Raw genomic sequence first — 16,862 nt, forward strand, 5'->3', positions numbered from 1 at the left:
CAGCAGCAGCACCGCCCAGTGAAGAAACCACCTTCTCTACGAAATAACAACGGCAGCCTCCAGGTGCGGGTGCGGATTGATGGGAGGGATGCGTTTATCAACCGCCTGGGTCGCTGGAGTGACCCTGTGGCAGTAGCCAAAGCCCACGCCATCGCCGCCCAAATCTGGAGCGACTACTGCCAGGGCACTTTTGATAGAAGCCTGATGGCATACCAACCCCTCATAGGCGGCAAGGAGGTGGGTCTGCTGGAGGCGTTGAGGGTGCGGGCAGAGACCAAACGCCAGGCAGCCGCCATCCACGCCTACAAGCTGCTCCAGAGGTATGGGCTTCCTATCCGTAACCGCAGTGACGCAGAAGGGTTTCTGGGGTGGTTACGGGCAGAGGGATTGGGTGATAGCACCATCGCTGGGTTGATGACCCACTACCGCCAGTGCTGCGGTGGAAATCGCCACCTGTTTTCCCACACGCTGAAGTGGCAGCGGCGCTCTGTGTTGAGTGATGTGCTGAGCGTGGAAGAAATCCAAATGGTGCTGAGTGATTTGGAGAGCAAAGAGCCCTGGTATTACCCACTGTTTCTGCTGTGGCTCAGCACAGGGATGAGGAATGGTGAAATCAGGGGTTTGACCTGGGATTGCCTGAGGTGGGTCGATGGGGAAGTGCTGATAAGCAAGAGCTTGCGGCGTGATGGCTACAACTCAGGTCAGCACAGTTGGGCGCCCACTAAGACAGGGAAAGAGCGTGTGGTGCCCCTGACGCCCCAGGTGCTGGAAACCCTCAAGAAGCACCAGCAGCAGATGAAGCAGCTGGGTGTTTATGACCCTTACGGGCTGGTCTTTGTCACGCCCACCAGTCACACGAATATCTACGACCATCTGGTGGGTCGTGTGTGGCACCGCAGCTTGGAGCGTTGTGGATTGAAGCCCCGTCGCCTTTACGCCCAGCGGCATTCCTTTCTCAGTCACGCCTTGGCGATGGGAAACTCACCAGCTGATTTGGCAGCGGCGGCAGGGCACTCCACCAAGATGCTGCTGGATACTTACGCCAAGCCAACGGGCAGATTGAAGATGCCGAGTTGGCAGACAGCCTGAATCGGAAAACCAAAAAGGATGCTTATTTCCAAGCTATAAAAGTGGGTGCGTAGCTGTGTGATGCAACAGGAAAATAGTAATAAAAACAAGCTTGCGTGAAGTGTCGCTTTTGTTGGCTTTGCCTGCAGATGTTGACGTGTTAGCAAATCCACACAAGCAGACCCTGTAAAAACAGCAACTCGCATAAATAATCACTGCCCGTAGTGCTTACTCGGTGGATTGAGAAGCGACAGCTGCGAGCAACTAACAGAAGAGAAGTGCTGGATGCCGAAGGGTGTGCCAGTGCTTCTGCGTGAGAAGAAACAGGAGAAACTCAAATGACCTCAATACAAGCCCAAATACAACAACAAGACCGCCAACAAGCCCAACGGCTGAAAAGGAATATCAAACGCCTCATCCACGACCAACTCAACGACATCAATGCTTGGTGGCTCATCAGTTTTCACTACCGAGACCACCACAGCAAGGAAGATGAATTGCTCCAAGATGTTACCGACCTCAAGCGAAAACTCCACCGCATTATCTTTCAATCCCGTGACAAGACCATCAAAGGTGCTGGTGAATACCCCTACCCCAAGATGCTGTTTTTCCACGAAACCAGCCACCAGGGCACGGGTCAGTTTCATACGCACCTAATCACAGAAAAGCTGCCAGCGAGCCTAAATACCCAATATGAGATGGAAACCCTGTTTCACAAGCGATTGCCCCATAAGGTCAAAGCGTTGTCTAAATGGAAATCGGTTGATATTCAACGCATCAACCCAGAAGTGCCCGACTACAGCCGCATCAGCAGTTATTTGGGAAAACAGACCAGCCTGGAGCTGATTGCCCTTGACCCATTCAACAGCGACCTATCACCCCAAAAGAAATGAGAAGAAATCAACTCACCATCACCTACCCAGAAGGCGACGCCCAACAGCTCCATCAAGCACTGCTCCTGCTGAAGAGAAGCCGCTGCCTGAATATCTCAGCATTCTGTAGAGAAGCGATTGCTGAGAAGTTGGAGCGATTGGAGGCAGCCAAATGAAGACCATCACCATTCGGCTGCCTGATGTGGAGGCAGCGATGCTCCTTGAGGTGGGGAAGGTCAATAAGGCTTATAGAGACCTTCAGGGTCTTCTCATCAGTCAAATCCAAACTGAATACCAGAAGACACCAAAAGGTAGAGCAGCAAAGTGAAAGACAATATGCCCTCGCATTCCAAATGCCCCGCTCACCCCGCCATCTGCCGCAGGGTTATTCGTTTCACATCACGCTGAGGTGCAATAGCCGTCAGTTTTTGATTGCTAAAGGATTGAGACGGGATGTGTTGCTGGCAGTGCTCGCCAGGGCACAAGCCAAAATCCCTCACAAGCTTTATGCGGTGTGTCTGATGGCAAATCACCTGCACCTCCTCATCAGACCTGATGATGCCTCTCAACTCCCCCGCTTGATGCACTGGATTGGTTGGTATTCAGCGATGGCACTCAACCGCCTTGCTGGGCGTTGCGGGCACTTCTGGGAGGCAAGGTATTACGCCACTGCGATTGCCCCCAAAGACCAGACCACAGACGGGTGCTGAATACACTCAGGTATATCCACGCCAATCCCAAAGCGGCAGGGATAAGGAAAGGATTTTATGACCCCTATTCCAACTACGGGTACTACGGCAGATTGGAGAGTGATGGCATCAGTGAATGGCACCCAAGTTTTCTAACCCTGGCACCAACGCTGAAGGGATGCTCCAAGCGTTATGAGCGTTTCTGCCAGCAGTATCGCCATCATTCCAAAGGAGCACCCAAGTGCCACTGGGGCTCAAGGATGCTGAAGCGATTGGTTGAGAAAGGTAGAAGCAAGAGCAAGCGAATATCACCAGGTCAGCAGTTACTGCCGTTTGCCTTTGATTGACGCCTCAATCAAATCCCTGATGACTGGCATCAAATAGCGGTGAGATTTAGAAGAGCCAACGGCATCCGTGATGGCGATAGGGAGCGAAGTATTTGGTAGTTGTGTTGGGGGAATAGATGTATCAGTAGAGGTGGAATATGGAGATGACTGGCTTTGCTGTGGGTGGAAATATATGGGATTTGTATTGGAGGGGAAAGCGCCTCAAGATTGGATGCAGAGGTGGGTGAGGGTGCCAGGTATTGGAAGTGCTTTTAGGTGCTTTTGGCTTGATTGAAGAATTAAAAAGCCCCTGTGGTGGCAGGGGCTTGGCGGGTTTAGGGTAATAGTCTTAAATTTCGCATCGATTCAGCCAGAGGTGCAACCACAGTACGCCCCAGCAGACACCCAGAGATCACAGCAGTCACACCAGCCAGTTAAAAACACCAGTAATACGGGCGCCCATACCCATAACACACCTCGTCGTGCACCCGCACATCCCTGTTGGCTGGCGTTGTTGATAGTGCCTGAATAACAGGCATTACCACAGGCTGCTGCTTTCTAATGCTTGGTGCACCGTAGCCATTGGCACCAAAGCGATATTTAAGGTCTGCTGAAACTCTCGTCTCAAATGCCTGGTCGTAGGAGAGATTGGCGCCGACGGTGAGACCATTGGTGAGGTTGTAGGCAAGCCTGCCTCTCACGCCAGAGCCATCAACTTCTTCTTCTGACCTGTCTTGATGGTAATAGCCAATAGATGCTTTAAGCTGGGGTGTAATGCTATATCCAATGTCTAATCCGTAAGTGTTCAAGGCACCGCCTTGATAAACACTATTAAGCTGCTGCTCTAAATCACCAACTGGCACAAGTGCATAGGCATTGAAGTTCCAAGTATTGGAGACGGCTTCTAGCCCTGCTGCCAACTGCTGAAAGAAGACCGTTTGAGAGCCCGTTACCGCAACACCTGTATCAGTGCCACCTGTTGCCATTGGTCGGCTGTCATAACCCGCATTGACGCCATACATCCAGGAGCGGTTGCCATTGAGCCAGCGGTAACCCAGGCGTGTGGATGTGGAGAAGGTGGTGCCTGAAACGTCAGTATTAATGATGCTGCTGTAACCGCTGTAGTCGCTAAAGTTGGCATTTACCAGCACATCCACAAAGGCAACGCTGCTGCTGCCGACGTGGAGTGGAATGAAGGCGCCAATGCCTGCCTGATTAGGGGTGCCAGCACCTTGCAGTGCCCCTTGAAAGCCGTAGTTGAATTTGACGGCATCCCTGAGGTTGACGCCCATCACGCCAAGGTCTGCTGCCTCAGTGGTTTCAGCCTTTGGCTCTGCAACTGCTGCGGGCGCCTCCTGAGCCCCTGCAGGTCTGATGGCAAGAGGCAGTGATGCCAGTGCCAGTGCAGCAGTGCCCGCCAGCGACAGGCTGAGACGGATAGAGCGCTGCATCAAGGAAAATCTTAAAAATATTGCCTCCACATTGCTGCAAACTGCTTCAGCACCTGGGTTTTTAGGTCAGTTATTTGGTTGGCAGCAGGATGGCATCAGCGCCCTCACCCTAGCCATTCCAATAGCCACCACGACCTCCCAGCACCTCCCCCAAGCCTTCTTCGCCCGCCCCGCCGAGCAGGTCGCCCCCGAGCTCATTGGCTGCCTGCTGGTGAAACGCCAAGCGGATGGCGAGTTGCTGTGGGGCGTGATTGTGGAAACGGAGGCGTATTGCCAGAGCGAGCCCGCCTGCCACGGGCATCGCCGCCTCTCCCCCAGCAACGAAACCCTGTTTGGCGAGCCTGGACGGTTTTATGTCTATGTGAGCTATGGCATTCACCACTGCGTCAACGTGGTGACAGGCCGCTCCGACTGGGCCAATGGGGTGCTGCTGCGCGCCGTGGCCATTCCTGGTGAGCCGGAGCGGCTGGCGGCGGGTCCCGCCCTATTGGCTCGCTGCTTTGGCATCAATCGCTCCCACGACGCCCAGCTGGTGCATCCCGATCGGGGGTTGTGGATCGCCCGGCGGCCATTCGAGCTGGCCGGTTTGGACGCTGCCGACTTGATGCAGGCCAGCCGCATCGGCATCAGCCAGGGGCAGGACATTCCCTGGCGCTGGTATTGGCGGGCCAGCCGCAGCGTCAGCAAGCGGGCCAAGGGTGATCGCCAGCCCCCCCTACGATGAGTTGATATTCCTGTTGGGGCCATGACCATTGCTCCTCCAGCACCACGGGCCGATGCTCTGGCGCCTCTGCAGCTGCCTTCTGATCTTTGCCTCAGCCCGGAGCAATTCGCTGCCGTCTGTGCCGCCAATCCAGATGCGGTGCTCGAGCTCGACGCTGCTGGGAACCTGATCCACATGACTCCAACCGGCGGGGAAACCGGCGCCCGCAACAGTCGCCTGTTGATGCGCTTTCTGGCCTGGGCCGATCAGCTCGGCGGCTGGCAGGTCTTCGACAGTTCCACCGGCTTTCGACTGCCTGACGGCGCCGTGCTTAGCCCCGATGCCTCCCTAGTGCGTCTGGAGCGCTGGCAGGTCCTCACCCCTCAGCAGCGCCGAAGCTTTCCACCCCTTTGTCCAGATGTGGTGGTGGAACTCGCCAGCCCCAGTGATCAAGGCCCCCGCGCTGTTGCCGCCCTCCGCCAGAAGATGGCGGCTTACCAGGCCAACGGGGCCCAGCTGGGCTGGTTGCTGATCCCTGAGGAGCGGTCTGTAGAGGTCTGGCCGGTGGCAGGTGAGCCGTACCGCATTGAGGCTGCCACCCAGCTGGATGGCGGCCAGCTTCTGCCGGGGTTGCGGATCGAACTGCAGGACATCTGGCAGGTGTGATCACCCGGGGGCGGTTGCAGATCTATCGCTGCAGCAACGTGGCCGGATCGAAGTCGCTTGACACCGGTGGCATGGTTGTTTTCAGCAGGCCAAAGCTGCGGTATGTCGGGCTGGCTGCAGGTTGCGCTGGTCTCATCTTCAGGTGATCGCCCATCATTCAAAAGTAACAAGGTTGTCCTTCAGGCGACGCTGGCGTCAGCCTCTACCCTGAGCCTGTGAGTCGCCGCACCCCTTGAGCAGCTGGAGCCACCGCCACGTGCTGGATCTGGCGGCCTTTTCGCTGGATGATTTCACCACCGTGCTCACGCTGGCCCAGCGTTTCCGGGCCCTGCCGGTGGCTGGAGCCCGCAAGTTGCCCGCCCTGCAGGGGCGGTTGATGACCAGCCTTTTCTTTGAACCAAGCACCCGCACTCGCAGCAGTTTTGAGCTGGCTGCTAAGCGGCTCTCTGCCGATGTGCAGAGTTTTTCTCCCTCCTCCAGCTCCCTCAGCAAGGGCGAGAGCCTGCTCGATACGGCCCGCACCTACGTGGCCATGGGCGCCAATGTGCTGGTGGTGCGTCATCGCTGCGCCGGGGTGCCCCAGAGCCTGGCGGCCGAGCTCGACCGTGCCGGTGAGCGGGTCGCGGTGCTGAATGCCGGCGATGGCCTGCACAGCCATCCCAGCCAGGGATTGCTGGATTTGTTCACCTTGGCGCGCCACTTCGCCCCTGAAGCCCCCACGCCCGCGGCCCTGAGGGGGAAGCGCATTGTGATCGTCGGTGATGTGCTCCACTCCCGCGTGGCCCGCTCCAACCTCTGGGCCCTCACCGCCTGCGGCGCCGAGGTGGTGCTCTGCGGCCCGCCCACCTTGCTGCCCGCCGCCTTCGCCGACTTTGTGGCGGCACCACCGCCAGGCCAGGCGGCCGATCCGGTGGCGGCGCGGGGCCCGGTGCGGATTGAGCGCAGCCTGGAGCAGGCCCTGGCGGGGGCCGATGCGGTGATGACTCTGAGACTTCAGAAGGAGCGCATGCATCAGCACCTGCTCACCAGCCTCGACACCTATCACCGGCAATTCGGCATCACCCGAGCGCGCCTAGCCCCCTGCGGCCCGTCCGTGCCCCTGCTGCATCCGGGCCCGGTGAATCGGGGCGTGGAGCTGGCGGGAGATGTGCTCGACGATCCCGCCGTTTCACTGGTGGAGGAGCAGGTGCGCAATGGCATCCCTGTGCGCATGGCCCTGCTCTATCTCCTGGCCGCGGCAGAACCGCTGGCTTGAAAAGCTTTGCAGCAGTTGCATCAGAGCAACTTGAAGCCGTCAAGCAGCAAGCCGTAGAGCAAGCCGATTCGTGCCATATCGAGCAATTGCAGCACGAGTGCATCGCCACCACGACGTATCAGCGGGCCCCTGGCGCGAATGGCTAGCTCGATGGCGGCCACGCAGATCAGTGCCCCCACCGGGTCGAGCTTGGCCAGGGTGCCAGTGATCGAGCCGACGGCTCCGCCAATGCTGAAGCTGATCAGCAAAACGATCAACAACAGCGCTAGTCGCCGCCAGGGATTGGCTGCCCAACTCTCTAGGGCCGCCCGAGCTTGGGCAACCCGTTCCTGAAAGCCGGTCTGTTGATAACGACTTCCGGGAGGTGAGGCCATCACGGCTGAAGGGTTATCAGCGAGGGCCAAAAGGGGAGGCAGGGATGCTGAAGGCGGTGATCCCCATCACCCGGCCCGAGCCCTGCCATTGCCTGTCTACACCATCTCTGGCGTGTGCGCAGCCTTTTGGCGCTACATATAGGGGATTCCAATAAAAAAGCCCGAGGCCAATGGCCCGGGCTGGGTGATGGGGACTGAGCAACCAAAGCGCCTGGCTGGCCAATGATCAACTGCCCGCAGACGTTTGCCAGAGCGTCCCAAGGGGCTTGACGTCCTCCAGGGGCTTCCCGATCTGGGTCTCAGCCGTCGCTGTCCTTCTTGCGTGAGGATTTGCCCTCTAGGAGCTCCAGTAGAGCTTCCATCTGGGCCATAACCCCACGTACCTCGCCGGCTTCTGGAAGTAAGCCGTCGTCCATGACACCCTGGTGCATTTCTCGGAGCTCCTGGCGGATGTACCGCAGGTGGCTAACCACCTGTTCGCGTTTCGACTGCGACATCTATGGGTGTTCTAATAATGCACCCTTTTACCGCATCGCCGGTTCACTTCTGGCCAAACCTTGCCTTGGCCTGCTCGTAGAAGGGGGCATCGATGGCGCTAAGACCGGCCTCCTGGGCCATGGATTCGATGCGGCGTCGCACCGTTGGACGTACAAAAAAGGGCACTTCCTTAAGTTTGGCTTCGGCGTCTGGATGCCAATCCATAGGGCTGACCAGCAGCACTTCTTTGAGTATTAATGGAGAATAGGGGACTCGAACCCCTGACCTCTGCGGTGCGATCGCAGCGCTCTACCAGCTGAGCTAAATCCCCGGCTTAGGGCTCTCTTGTCCCTAGACCCCATTATCCCCGACCCCACCTCCCCAGCAACTTCCATGAACGCGTCGATCACCCCCGAACGGCTCGCCGCTTTCGATGAAGCTTCGATCGCGGAGCTCGCCCGTCGACTGGAGGAAGACGACTACCCCAGTGCCTTTGACGGCTTAGCCGATTGGCACCTGATGCGTGCCCTGGCGATCCACCAACCGGAGTTGGCTCGGCCCTACGTGCATCTGGTGGACCAGGAACCCTTTGATGAGGACTGATTCGGCTGCTGCTGCTGACCCCTTGGTGCACCCGCTGGCGGGTCGCCGCGTATTGGTGGGTATCAGCGGCAGCATCGCTGCGGTCAAGCTGCCTCTGGTGGTGAGCTCCCTAGTCCAGTGCGGCGCCGAGGTGCGTTGCCTGGTTACGCCGTCGGCGGCCCAACTGGTAAGTCCGGTTGCCCTTGCCAGCCTCAGCCGCAATCCCTGCAACCTCGATGCGGATCAGTGGAGTCATCGCGCTGCCAGGCCGCTGCATGTGGAGCTGGCGGAGTGGTCTGAGTTGGTCTTGGTGGCGCCCTTGAGTGCCACCAGCCTGGGTCGTTGGGTGCATGGGTTGGCTGACAGCCTGTTGGCCAGCACCCTGTTGGCAACCGAGGCGCCGGTGCTGGCTGCTGCGGCCATGAACACTTCAATGTGGATCTCCCCGGGAGTGCGCCGCAACTGGGAGCTGCTACAGGGCTTTGAGCGGGTGTTGCCCCTGGGACCTACCGCGGGTTTGTTGGCCTGCGACCGGCAGGGGGACGGCCGCATGGCTGAGCCGCAACAGCTCCTACTGGCCTTGCAGTGTCTGCAGCTGTGGGGTTGGCAGCGGGACTGGGCTGGCTTGCGGCTTTTGGTCACTGCCGGCCCTACCCGCGAACCACTGGATCCGGCCCGCTTTCTCACCAACCCCAGCTCCGGGCTGATGGGCGTGCTGCTAGCCCAGGCAGCCCGGCTGCGTGGGGCGGAGGTGACTTTGGTGCATGGTCCGTTGACCGTGGATTCCCAGTTGCTGGAGGGCTTGGCTTGTGTGCCTGTCCAGACGGCGGCCGATATGGAGCGGGCCTTGGTGCGTCTTCAGCCTTGTGCCGATGCCATTGCCATGGCGGCGGCTGTGGCCGACCACCGCCGCCAGCAACCGCTCCCGCACAAATTGACCAAAGAGGAGCTTTCCGTTGAGCTCGCCTCCGGCTGGCAGCCGGTGCCCGATCTTTTGGCTGGCCTGGTGAGCCGCCGGCACCCCGGTCAGCGGATTTTGGGTTTCGCGGCCCAATCGGGCGATGTATTGGCTCAGGCCCGTGCCAAGTGGGCCCGTAAAGGCTGCGACCTGCTGTTCGCGAACCCGATAGATCAAGCCGATGCGGGCTTTGGCGTGAACAGCAACCACGGTTGGCTGCTGGGAGGGCAGGGCGGTGAGCAACGCATCGAGCCAGGCTCAAAGCTGGCGATTGCCCAGCAGTTGCTTACCGCCCTGAGGCCCTAAGCCACCAGAGTATCTTCGGCGGGCAGGGTCTCGTCTGCAGCAGCTTCGTGCTGGAGCAGATCCATGAAGGTGCGCAGTTGCAACCTCGGGATGTAGGGCCAGCCCCCACTGCGCTCGACGCTTTGCAGCAGGCTGAACAGCTGGCTGCGGTCGGCTGGAAGGCTGCCCCGGAATGGACCGTCTTGGACCGAGCGATGCAGCTGCTCGAGCTGGCGCAGCAGGGTCAGCAGGTCTTCAGGCTGGCCTTCGAGTTCAGTTGCCAGCTCGTTTAGTTGCTGCAGCTGGTTGGTAAGACGGCCTTGCTGGGATGGGGTGAGGCTCATGACTGGTCTTGCTTTGCGCTCGCGTCTGGCTCTCGCATACAGGTTGTTGAGAGCCGCGACATCGTACGGGGAATAGCAGATTTGCACCGGTAGGATCGGCGACAGCCCAGTTCCCATCCACCGTCTCTGCGGCGTTTCCCCATGAGTTTTCGTCCTCTGCTGGCTCTTGTGCTGGCGCTGTGCCTGACCCTGGTGACCGCGTGCAGCGGTGGTGCCAAGGCCGTGGATCGCGCCAATCTCACCTACGAAGACATCCACAACACCGGTTTGGCGAACGACTGTCCGACCCTGCCGGAATCGGCCCGCGGCTCGATCTCCCTCGATTCCTCCGTTAAATACCAGCTCCGAGAAATTTGCATGCACCCCGCCGAGGTGTATGTGAAGGGTGAGCCAGCTAACAAGCGCCAGGAGGCACAGTTTGTTGCTGGCAAAATTCTTACCCGTTTCACCTCCAGCCTTGATCAGGTTTACGGCGATCTGGCCGTTACTGCCGATGGCCTTAGCTTCAAGGAGCTCGGCGGCATCGACTTCCAGCCGATCACCGTGCTGCTGCCCGGTGGTGAGGAAGTGCCCTTCACCTTCTCCAGCAAGGAGTTGTTGGCCACGGCTGATGGTTCAGCTCTGACCACCAGCACCGACTTTGAAGGCCCTTACCGGGCTCCCAGCTACCGCACCAGCAACTTCCTCGACCCCAAAGGTCGTGGTCTAACAACCGGCTACAGCAGCGCTGTCGGCCTGGTTCCTGCTGGAGATGAGTTCACTGGCGAAACCGTGAAGCGCTATGTGGATGGCTCCGGCACTATGAACTTCTCAATTACCAAAGTCGATCCCAGTACTGGCGAGTTTGCAGGCGTGTTTACTGCAATCCAGCCTTCCGACTCCGACATGGGCACCAAGGCGGTTGTCGATGTCAAGATCGTCGGCCAGCTCTATGGCCGCCTAGAGCAGATTTGACCCCTGGGCGCTAGCTCGCAGTTCTTGACTGACTCTTTAAGGCCCCATCGGGGCCTTTTTTATTGGGTCCTGGGTCTTTTTATTGGCACTTGAGCCTCGACTCCCCCGGTCTGGGAGAATCCACCCCTTCCTGAGTTGGCCTCCATGACCGCCGCTGAATCCGCTGGCTTGATCGCTCCTCACGGTGGGTCCTTGGTGAATTTGGCAGTGCCTGCGGCTGAGCGCGAGTCGCTGCTCGCTGGGGTGAGCCGCAGGATCGAGTGCAGCGATCGCAATGCCTGCGACGTTGAGTTGCTGGTGGTGGGAGGCTTCTCTCCCCTGCGTGGCTTCATGCATCAGCAGGACTATGAAGCCGTGGTGGCGGGCCACCGCACCACCAGTGGCCTGTTGTTTGGCCTGCCGATCGTCTTCGACACCGACGACGCTTCGATTGCTATCGGCGACCAGCTGCTGCTCACCTATCGCGGTCAGGAGCTGGCAGTGATGACGGTGGAGAGTCGTTGGGAGCCTGACAAGGCGCGTGAGGCTCAGGGCTGCTATGGCACCACCTCAATTGAGCATCCGGCGGTGAAGATGATCGCCACCGAGCGGGGTCGCATCTACCTCGGCGGCAGTATTCAGGGCCTGGAGCTGCCCAGCCGGGTGTTCCCTTGCAAAACGCCCGCTGAAGTGCGCGCCACCCTCCCCGCTGGCCAGAGCGTGGTGGCTTTCCAGTGCCGCAACCCCATTCACCGCGCCCACTACGAGCTGTTTACCCGGGCATTGGGCGCGGCCAACGTCAGTGAGCAGGGTGTGGTGCTGGTGCACCCCACCTGCGGCCCCACCCAGGACGACGACATTGCCGGCGAGGTGCGCTTCCAGACCTACGAGCGGCTGGCGGCCGAGGTTAATAACGCCCGAATTCGCTGGGCCTACTTGCCTTATTCGATGCACATGGCCGGCCCGCGGGAGGCTCTGCAGCACATGATCATCCGCAAGAACTACGGCTGCACCCACTTCATCATTGGCCGCGACATGGCCGGCTGTAAAAGCTCCCTCAGCGGCGAAGACTTCTACGGCCCCTACCAAGCCCAAGATTTTGCCCGCGACAACGCTGCAGAGCTCGGGATGGAGACCGTGCCCTCGCTCAACCTCGTTTACACGGAGGAGGAGGGCTATGTGACCGCTGAACATGCCGAGGCCAGGGGGCTGCATATCCGCAAGCTCAGCGGCACCCAATTCCGTCAGATGCTGCGTGGTGGCGAAGAAATCCCAGAGTGGTTCGCCTTCCGTAGTGTGGTTGAAGTGCTGCGGGCCGCAGCCGGTTAACATTCCGTAACTGACTTCTCAGCTGAGGCAAGGTTCTTGAAGAAGCGCTGGCGCAACGCGGGGCTCTATGTCCTTTTGGTGATCGTGATGATCGCCGTGGGTACGGCTTTCCTCGACAGGCCCGACCCGGCCAATGCGCCGCGCACCCTCCGCTACAGCGACTTCGTAGAGGCCGTTCAGGACAACGAAGTTTCCCGGGTGCTGATTTCCCCAGACCGGGGCACGGCCCAGGTGGTCGAAAACGACGGACGCCGTGCGGTCGTCAACCTTGCTCCTGACAAGGACCTGCTCAAGCTGCTCACCGACCACAACGTCGATATCGCGGTCCAGCCCAGCCGCGAGCCCGCTGCATGGCAGCAGGCCGTTGGCAGTCTGATTTTCCCGCTACTTCTCCTTGGTGGCCTGTTTTTCCTGTTGCGTCGCGCCCAGGGTGGTGGTGGCAATCAGGCAATGAATTTCGGTAAGAGCAAGGCGCGGCTTCAAATGGAGCCCCAAACCCAGGTGACTTTTGGCGATGTGGCCGGTATTGAGGGAGCAAAGCTCGAGCTCACTGAAGTCGTTGACTTTCTCAAGAACCCAGATCGCTTCACCGCGGTTGGCGCCAAAATTCCTAAAGGGGTGCTTCTGGTAGGACCTCCAGGAACAGGAAAAACCCTGCTTGCCAAGGCTGTGGCAGGTGAGGCCGGTGTGCCCTTCTTTTCGATTTCCGGTTCGGAATTTGTCGAGATGTTTGTTGGCGTTGGCGCCAGCCGGGTGCGTGATCTTTTTGAGCAGGCCAAAAAGAGTGCCCCTTGCATCGTTTTCATCGACGAAATCGACGCCGTAGGCCGCCAGCGTGGTGCCGGACTCGGCGGAGGTAACGATGAGCGCGAGCAGACCCTCAATCAGCTCCTTACTGAGATGGACGGTTTTGAGGGCAATACCGGCATCATCATTGTGGCTGCAACCAACCGCCCAGATGTGCTGGATGCCGCTTTGATGCGCCCGGGTCGTTTTGACCGCCAGGTGGTTGTAGATCGTCCCGACTATGCCGGCCGCCTGCAGATTCTCGGCGTCCACGCCCGAGGCAAAACCTTGGCGAAGGATGTCGACCTCGACAAGATTGCTCGCCGCACCCCCGGCTACACCGGCGCTGACTTGGCAAACCTCCTCAATGAGGCTGCGATTCTCGCTGCCCGCCGTCAGCTCACTGAAGTGGCCATGGACGAGGTCAATGACGCCATCGAGCGCGTCATGGCTGGCCCCGAGAAGAAGGATCGGGTGATGAGCGAGAAGCGCAAGCGGCTTGTTGCTTATCACGAAGCTGGCCACGCCCTGGTCGGTGCCCTGATGCCCGATTACGACCCGGTGCAGAAGATTTCGATCATTCCTCGGGGTAATGCAGGCGGCCTCACCTTCTTCACCCCCTCTGAAGAGCGGATGGAATCAGGTCTCTATTCCCGCGCCTATCTGCAGAACCAGATGGCAGTTGCCCTTGGTGGTCGGGTTGCCGAAGAGATCGTCTACGGAGAAGACGAAGTCACCACCGGCGCCTCAAACGACCTCCAACAGGTAGCCCGCGTTGCCCGTCAGATGGTTACCCGATTCGGCATGAGCGATCGCCTCGGCCCAGTGGCCTTGGGTCGCAGCCAGGGGGGCATGTTCCTGGGCCGTGATATCGCTGCAGAGCGTGATTTCTCTGAAGACACCGCTGCGGCAATCGACGAGGAAGTCAGCGAGCTGGTGGCGGTGGCCTATAAGCGTGCCACTTGCGTTCTCGTCGACAATCGTTCGGTCCTTGATGAGCTCGCCGAGATGTTGGTAGAGAAGGAAACAGTCGACGCTGATGACCTGCAGGAGCTGCTGATCCGCAGCGACGTGAAGGTGGCGGAATACGTCTGAAACTCCAACGCTCCTAGCCGCTTTGCACCGCCAGCCTTTGCTGGTGGTGCTTCGTGCTTATGACCTGCTTGAGCTGCTGCCCTGTTTAGAGCGTTTGCAGGAGCTGGGTGTTCAGCATGTAGAGCTTGCTTGGAGCAGCCATCCCCGTTGGGTTGCCCAGGCGATTGAGCTTCGTCAGCGCTTCGCGCATTTGCGCTTGGGTGCGGCTTCGGTAGTTGACTTAGCTGGCCTTAAAGCTGCTGCTGCTGCTGGCCTGGGCTATGCGGTTTCACCGGTGCTTGATCGTGACTTGATTGAGGCTGCAATGGCTCTGCGTTTGCAGTTTGTGCCAGGTGTGATGTCTCCATCAGAGGTGCACCTAGCGCATTTGTGGGGATGCTCCATCGTCAAGCTCTTTCCCGCCGCTGCGCTGGGTCGCTCCTATTGGCAACGACTCGCAGCTCCTCTGGCTGGCGCTGATGGCTTGCCCTTTTGCATTGCGGCAGGTGGACTTGGCCCTGCTGATGTGGAGCCCTGGTTGGCTGCGGGAGTAGATGCGGTCGCCTTGGGTGGATCCCTTGTTAACCCCGCCGATTGGGAGGCGTTGGCCAGGCTTGTCGAGCGCCTGAGGACCTAGTTACCAAAGGCCGCACTGGCCCTTTTGGCGTAGCAAGTGATCGGCGAGCACTAAGGCCACCATCGCCTCCACCATCGGCACGGCGCGAGGCAGTACACAAGGGTCGTGCCTGCCTTTGGCCTCCAGGGTGGTGGCTTCGCCACGGTCATTGATCGTCTGCTGGGCCTTGCGGATCGTGGCGGTGGGCTTGAAGGCCACCCGAATCACGATTTGCTCGCCGTTGCTGATGCCCCCCTGGATACCACCGGAATTGTTGGTGGCTGTGTGCAGGGAGCCATCGCTTGTGGGTAGGAAGGCATCGTTGTGCTCGCTGCCCTTGAGTAGGGTGCCTGCGAAGCCCGAGCCGATTTCAAACCCCTTGGTGGCCGGCAGCGACATCACCGCCTTGGCCAGGTCAGCTTCGAGTTTGTCAAATACGGGCATGCCAAGGCCTATTGGCGCCTGGCGCACCAGGCAGGTGATCACGCCGCCGCAGGAATCGCCCTCCCGGCCGATTGCCTCGATGCGCTCGATCATCTGGGCTGCCATTGCTTGGTCGGGGCAGCGCACGATATTTGCTTCCACGGCCGCCAGGTTCACCTGTCCTGGGTCGATCGAAGCCTCAAGGTTGTGGATGCGCTCCACCCAGGCGATCACTTCGGTGCCGTGGGCCTTGGCCAGGAGCTGTTTGGCGATAGCCCCGGCAGCTACTCGGCCGATGGTTTCGCGGGCAGAAGCCCGGCCGCCGCCGCTGCGGGCTTGTATGCCGTACTTCGCTTGGTAGGTGGCATCGGCGTGGGAGGGACGGAAGGCCACTTCCATTTCTCTGTAGTCCTGTGGTCGCTGATCCTTGTTGCGCACCACCATCGCGATCGGTGTGCCGAGGGTCACGCCATCGAGCAGGCCACTGAGAATTTCGACCTGGTCATCCTCCTTGCGGGGGGTGGTGATCTTGCTCTGCCCTGGCTTGCGGCGGTCGAGTTCGGCCTGAATCGCTTCTAGATCCAGCTCCAATCTGGGCGGACAGCCGTCGATGATTACGCCAACCCCGCCGCCATGGGATTCGCCGAAGGTGCTGATCCGAAAGAGATCTCCGAAGCTGCTGCCCATGGCCCACCTGCGTTGGGGCGAGCCTACAAACTGGGCTTCACCTTTGGCATAGCGCAATCTTGAAGAGGCAGGAGCGTGCCGCCCTAATCATGGAGCGGCTGCAGCAGCACTACCCCGAAACCCCTGTACCTCTCGACCACAGCGATTCCTTCACGCTGCTGGTGGCGGTCCTGCTGAGCGCCCAATGCACAGATAAGAAGGTCAACGAGGTCACCCCGGCCCTGTTTGCAGCTGGCCAGGACCCTGCTGCGATGGCAGCCCTGAGCGAGGAGACGATCCTGGCCCATATCCGCCAGCTTGGCCTGGCTCGCACCAAGGCTCGCAATGTCAAACGCCTTGCCGAGCTCTTGCTTGAGCGCCATGGCGGCATGGTGCCCCGCAGTTTTGAACAGCTTGAGGCCCTGCCTGGGGTTGGTCACAAAACCGCAAGTGTGGTGATGGCCCAGGCCTTCGGTGTGCCCGCCTTCCCCGTAGACACCCACATCCACCGATTGGCGCAGCGTTGGGGTCTCAGCAGTGGCAAGAGTGTTGTGCAAACGGAGCATGATCTCAAGACCTTGTTCCCCAAAGAAGCCTGGAATCGCTTGCACCTGCAGATCATTTTTTATGGGCGCGAATTCTGCACGGCCCGGGGTTGTGACGGCACCATCTGCCCACTTTGCCGGGAGCTTTATCCCCGCCGTCGCACCGCTGTTATCTGGCTTAAGCCCTGATTTTTTGCTTTTACCTAGGGGCTACATACGTAGTTCCCTCGCGCTCTGTGCTTCCCTCTGTTTAGCTGTCCAAGCTTGTCGCCCAAATTGTGCCGCCCACCAAGCCCAACCCCCCAGCCAAGGGTCCAGCCAATAAAAAAGCCCCCTGGTGAGAGGGAGCTTTTGGGATTCCGTTATTACCCAGCCGTAGCTGGGCTGTTGACTATCAACCGATTGCAGGTGCGGTCAGTGCCACGGGGGTGGCAGTAGCA

General features: G+C 59.5%; 19 protein-coding genes, 1 tRNA gene and 1 pseudogene. 14 read left to right on the top strand and 7 right to left on the bottom strand.

From position 1 onward, the window contains the following. The first annotated feature begins 18 nt into the window (after nt 1-18). The 4 genes and pseudogenes from C7K55_RS08570 (at nt 19) to C7K55_RS08580 (ending at nt 3,075) form a co-directional block, all read left to right on the top strand. The gene (locus tag C7K55_RS08570) at nt 19-1,089 is read left to right on the top strand and encodes a site-specific integrase (protein ID WP_241518270.1); all 1,071 of its coding nucleotides are present in this window, start codon (nt 19-21) and stop codon (nt 1,087-1,089) included. A gap of 317 nt (nt 1,090-1,406) precedes the next feature. Continuing rightward, entirely contained in the window at nt 1,407-1,961 is a 555-nt protein-coding gene (locus tag C7K55_RS08575) for a hypothetical protein (RefSeq protein ID WP_106632308.1), read from the top strand. Between the two features lie 151 nt (nt 1,962-2,112). Next, a complete protein-coding gene (locus C7K55_RS13775; protein WP_193486240.1) occupies nt 2,113-2,268 on the top strand; it encodes a hypothetical protein in 156 nt (51 codons plus the stop codon). Between the two features lie 25 nt (nt 2,269-2,293). Next, a pseudogene (locus C7K55_RS08580) lies at nt 2,294-3,075 on the top strand (transposase). Between the two features lie 314 nt (nt 3,076-3,389). On the opposite strand, the gene C7K55_RS08585 reads toward C7K55_RS08580, so the two are convergent. Beyond that, nucleotides 3,390-4,406, bottom strand: coding sequence for a carbamoyl-phosphate synthase (locus tag C7K55_RS08585; RefSeq protein WP_106632338.1), 1,017 nt, complete (start codon nt 4,404-4,406; stop codon nt 3,390-3,392). A 115-nt stretch (nt 4,407-4,521) separates the two neighbouring features. Here C7K55_RS08585 and C7K55_RS08590 point away from each other — a divergent pair, with 115 nt between their 5' ends. The 3 genes from C7K55_RS08590 to C7K55_RS08600 all read left to right on the top strand — a co-directional run bounded on the left by C7K55_RS08590 (nt 4,522) and on the right by C7K55_RS08600 (nt 7,030). Next, nucleotides 4,522-5,130, top strand: coding sequence for a DNA-3-methyladenine glycosylase (locus tag C7K55_RS08590; protein ID WP_241518277.1), 609 nt, complete (start codon nt 4,522-4,524; stop codon nt 5,128-5,130). 21 nt (nt 5,131-5,151) lie between these two features. Further along, complete coding sequence (locus tag C7K55_RS08595; protein ID WP_106632310.1) at nt 5,152-5,775, top strand: Uma2 family endonuclease; 624 nt, start codon at nt 5,152-5,154, stop codon at nt 5,773-5,775. A gap of 232 nt (nt 5,776-6,007) precedes the next feature. Continuing rightward, nucleotides 6,008-7,030, top strand: coding sequence for an aspartate carbamoyltransferase catalytic subunit (locus C7K55_RS08600; RefSeq protein ID WP_106632311.1), 1,023 nt, complete (start codon nt 6,008-6,010; stop codon nt 7,028-7,030). Nucleotides 7,031-7,050: 20 nt separating this feature from the next. Here C7K55_RS08600 and C7K55_RS08605 read toward each other — a convergent pair whose 3' ends face one another. The 4 genes from C7K55_RS08605 to C7K55_RS08620 all read right to left on the bottom strand — a co-directional run bounded on the left by C7K55_RS08605 (nt 7,051) and on the right by C7K55_RS08620 (nt 8,212). Continuing rightward, nucleotides 7,051-7,404 (bottom strand): DUF565 domain-containing protein, encoded by a 354-nt coding sequence (locus C7K55_RS08605; RefSeq protein ID WP_106632339.1) that lies wholly within the window; start codon nt 7,402-7,404, stop codon nt 7,051-7,053. A gap of 299 nt (nt 7,405-7,703) precedes the next feature. After that, on the bottom strand, nt 7,704-7,901 hold the full coding sequence (locus C7K55_RS08610) for a hypothetical protein (protein ID WP_094559179.1): 198 nt from the start codon (nt 7,899-7,901) through the stop codon (nt 7,704-7,706). A gap of 43 nt (nt 7,902-7,944) precedes the next feature. Continuing rightward, the gene (locus C7K55_RS08615) at nt 7,945-8,106 is read right to left on the bottom strand and encodes a PCP reductase family protein (protein ID WP_106632312.1); all 162 of its coding nucleotides are present in this window, start codon (nt 8,104-8,106) and stop codon (nt 7,945-7,947) included. A 33-nt stretch (nt 8,107-8,139) separates the two neighbouring features. Then, nucleotides 8,140-8,212: transfer RNA gene (locus C7K55_RS08620), tRNA-Ala, on the bottom strand. Between the two features lie 62 nt (nt 8,213-8,274). On the opposite strand from C7K55_RS08620, the gene isiD reads away from it, so the two are divergent. Next, entirely contained in the window at nt 8,275-8,484 is a 210-nt protein-coding gene (isiD, locus tag C7K55_RS08625; RefSeq protein WP_106632313.1) for a protein IsiD, read from the top strand. After that, entirely contained in the window at nt 8,474-9,727 is a 1,254-nt protein-coding gene (gene coaBC / locus C7K55_RS08630) for a bifunctional phosphopantothenoylcysteine decarboxylase/phosphopantothenate--cysteine ligase CoaBC (RefSeq protein WP_106632314.1), read from the top strand. Before isiD ends, coaBC begins: the two co-directional genes overlap by 11 nt. Here the strand turns inward: coaBC and C7K55_RS08635 are convergent. Further along, the gene (locus C7K55_RS08635) at nt 9,724-10,050 is read right to left on the bottom strand and encodes a hypothetical protein (RefSeq protein ID WP_106632315.1); all 327 of its coding nucleotides are present in this window, start codon (nt 10,048-10,050) and stop codon (nt 9,724-9,726) included. The two genes, coaBC and C7K55_RS08635, sit on opposite strands and share 4 nt — an antisense overlap. Before the next feature lie 141 nt (nt 10,051-10,191). On the opposite strand from C7K55_RS08635, the gene psbO reads away from it, so the two are divergent. From psbO to C7K55_RS08655, 4 genes are all read left to right on the top strand, one after another. Then, nucleotides 10,192-11,004: a photosystem II manganese-stabilizing polypeptide gene (gene psbO, locus C7K55_RS08640; protein ID WP_106632316.1), complete on the top strand. Its 813-nt coding sequence runs from the start codon at nt 10,192-10,194 to the stop codon at nt 11,002-11,004. A gap of 144 nt (nt 11,005-11,148) precedes the next feature. Continuing rightward, a complete protein-coding gene (gene sat, locus C7K55_RS08645; protein ID WP_106632317.1) occupies nt 11,149-12,312 on the top strand; it encodes a sulfate adenylyltransferase in 1,164 nt (387 codons plus the stop codon). Between the two features lie 36 nt (nt 12,313-12,348). Continuing rightward, nucleotides 12,349-14,193: an ATP-dependent zinc metalloprotease FtsH3 gene (ftsH3, locus tag C7K55_RS08650; protein ID WP_106632318.1), complete on the top strand. Its 1,845-nt coding sequence runs from the start codon at nt 12,349-12,351 to the stop codon at nt 14,191-14,193. A 22-nt stretch (nt 14,194-14,215) separates the two neighbouring features. Then, entirely contained in the window at nt 14,216-14,809 is a 594-nt protein-coding gene (locus tag C7K55_RS08655; protein WP_106632319.1) for a bifunctional 4-hydroxy-2-oxoglutarate aldolase/2-dehydro-3-deoxy-phosphogluconate aldolase, read from the top strand. Here C7K55_RS08655 and aroC read toward each other — a convergent pair whose 3' ends face one another. Next, nucleotides 14,810-15,898 carry a chorismate synthase gene (aroC, locus tag C7K55_RS08660; RefSeq protein ID WP_106632340.1) on the bottom strand — a complete coding sequence of 363 codons (1,089 nt, stop codon included), beginning with the start codon at nt 15,896-15,898 and terminating at the stop codon, nt 14,810-14,812. 59 nt (nt 15,899-15,957) lie between these two features. On the opposite strand from aroC, the gene nth reads away from it, so the two are divergent. Next, nucleotides 15,958-16,611, top strand: a complete 654-nt coding sequence (nth, locus tag C7K55_RS08665) for an endonuclease III (RefSeq protein ID WP_106632320.1) — start codon at nt 15,958-15,960, stop codon at nt 16,609-16,611. The last annotated feature ends 251 nt before the right edge of the window (nt 16,612-16,862 follow it).

This window comes from Cyanobium usitatum str. Tous, from assembly GCF_003011885.1.
In the GTDB taxonomy this organism is placed as follows: domain Bacteria; phylum Cyanobacteriota; class Cyanobacteriia; order PCC-6307; family Cyanobiaceae; genus Cyanobium_A; species Cyanobium_A usitatum.

Excerpts from the sequence above, each read along its gene's own strand:
- sat (WP_106632317.1), top strand. The coding sequence starts at position 11,149 with ATGACCGCCGCTGAATCCGCTGGCTTGATCGCTCCTCACGGTGGGTCC.
- isiD (WP_106632313.1), top strand. The coding sequence starts at position 8,275 with ATGAACGCGTCGATCACCCCCGAACGGCTCGCCGCTTTCGATGAAGCT.
- C7K55_RS08585 (WP_106632338.1), bottom strand. The coding sequence starts at position 4,406 with ATGCAGCGCTCTATCCGTCTCAGCCTGTCGCTGGCGGGCACTGCTGCA.
- C7K55_RS08595 (WP_106632310.1), top strand. The coding sequence starts at position 5,152 with ATGACCATTGCTCCTCCAGCACCACGGGCCGATGCTCTGGCGCCTCTG.
- aroC (WP_106632340.1), bottom strand. The coding sequence starts at position 15,898 with ATGGGCAGCAGCTTCGGAGATCTCTTTCGGATCAGCACCTTCGGCGAA.
- psbO (WP_106632316.1), top strand. The coding sequence starts at position 10,192 with ATGAGTTTTCGTCCTCTGCTGGCTCTTGTGCTGGCGCTGTGCCTGACC.
- C7K55_RS08575 (WP_106632308.1), top strand. The coding sequence starts at position 1,407 with ATGACCTCAATACAAGCCCAAATACAACAACAAGACCGCCAACAAGCC.
- C7K55_RS08615 (WP_106632312.1), bottom strand. The coding sequence starts at position 8,106 with ATGGATTGGCATCCAGACGCCGAAGCCAAACTTAAGGAAGTGCCCTTT.
- C7K55_RS08610 (WP_094559179.1), bottom strand. The coding sequence starts at position 7,901 with ATGTCGCAGTCGAAACGCGAACAGGTGGTTAGCCACCTGCGGTACATC.
- C7K55_RS08635 (WP_106632315.1), bottom strand. The coding sequence starts at position 10,050 with ATGAGCCTCACCCCATCCCAGCAAGGCCGTCTTACCAACCAGCTGCAG.
- coaBC (WP_106632314.1), top strand. The coding sequence starts at position 8,474 with ATGAGGACTGATTCGGCTGCTGCTGCTGACCCCTTGGTGCACCCGCTG.
- C7K55_RS13775 (WP_193486240.1), top strand. The coding sequence starts at position 2,113 with ATGAAGACCATCACCATTCGGCTGCCTGATGTGGAGGCAGCGATGCTC.
- C7K55_RS08605 (WP_106632339.1), bottom strand. The coding sequence starts at position 7,404 with ATGGCCTCACCTCCCGGAAGTCGTTATCAACAGACCGGCTTTCAGGAA.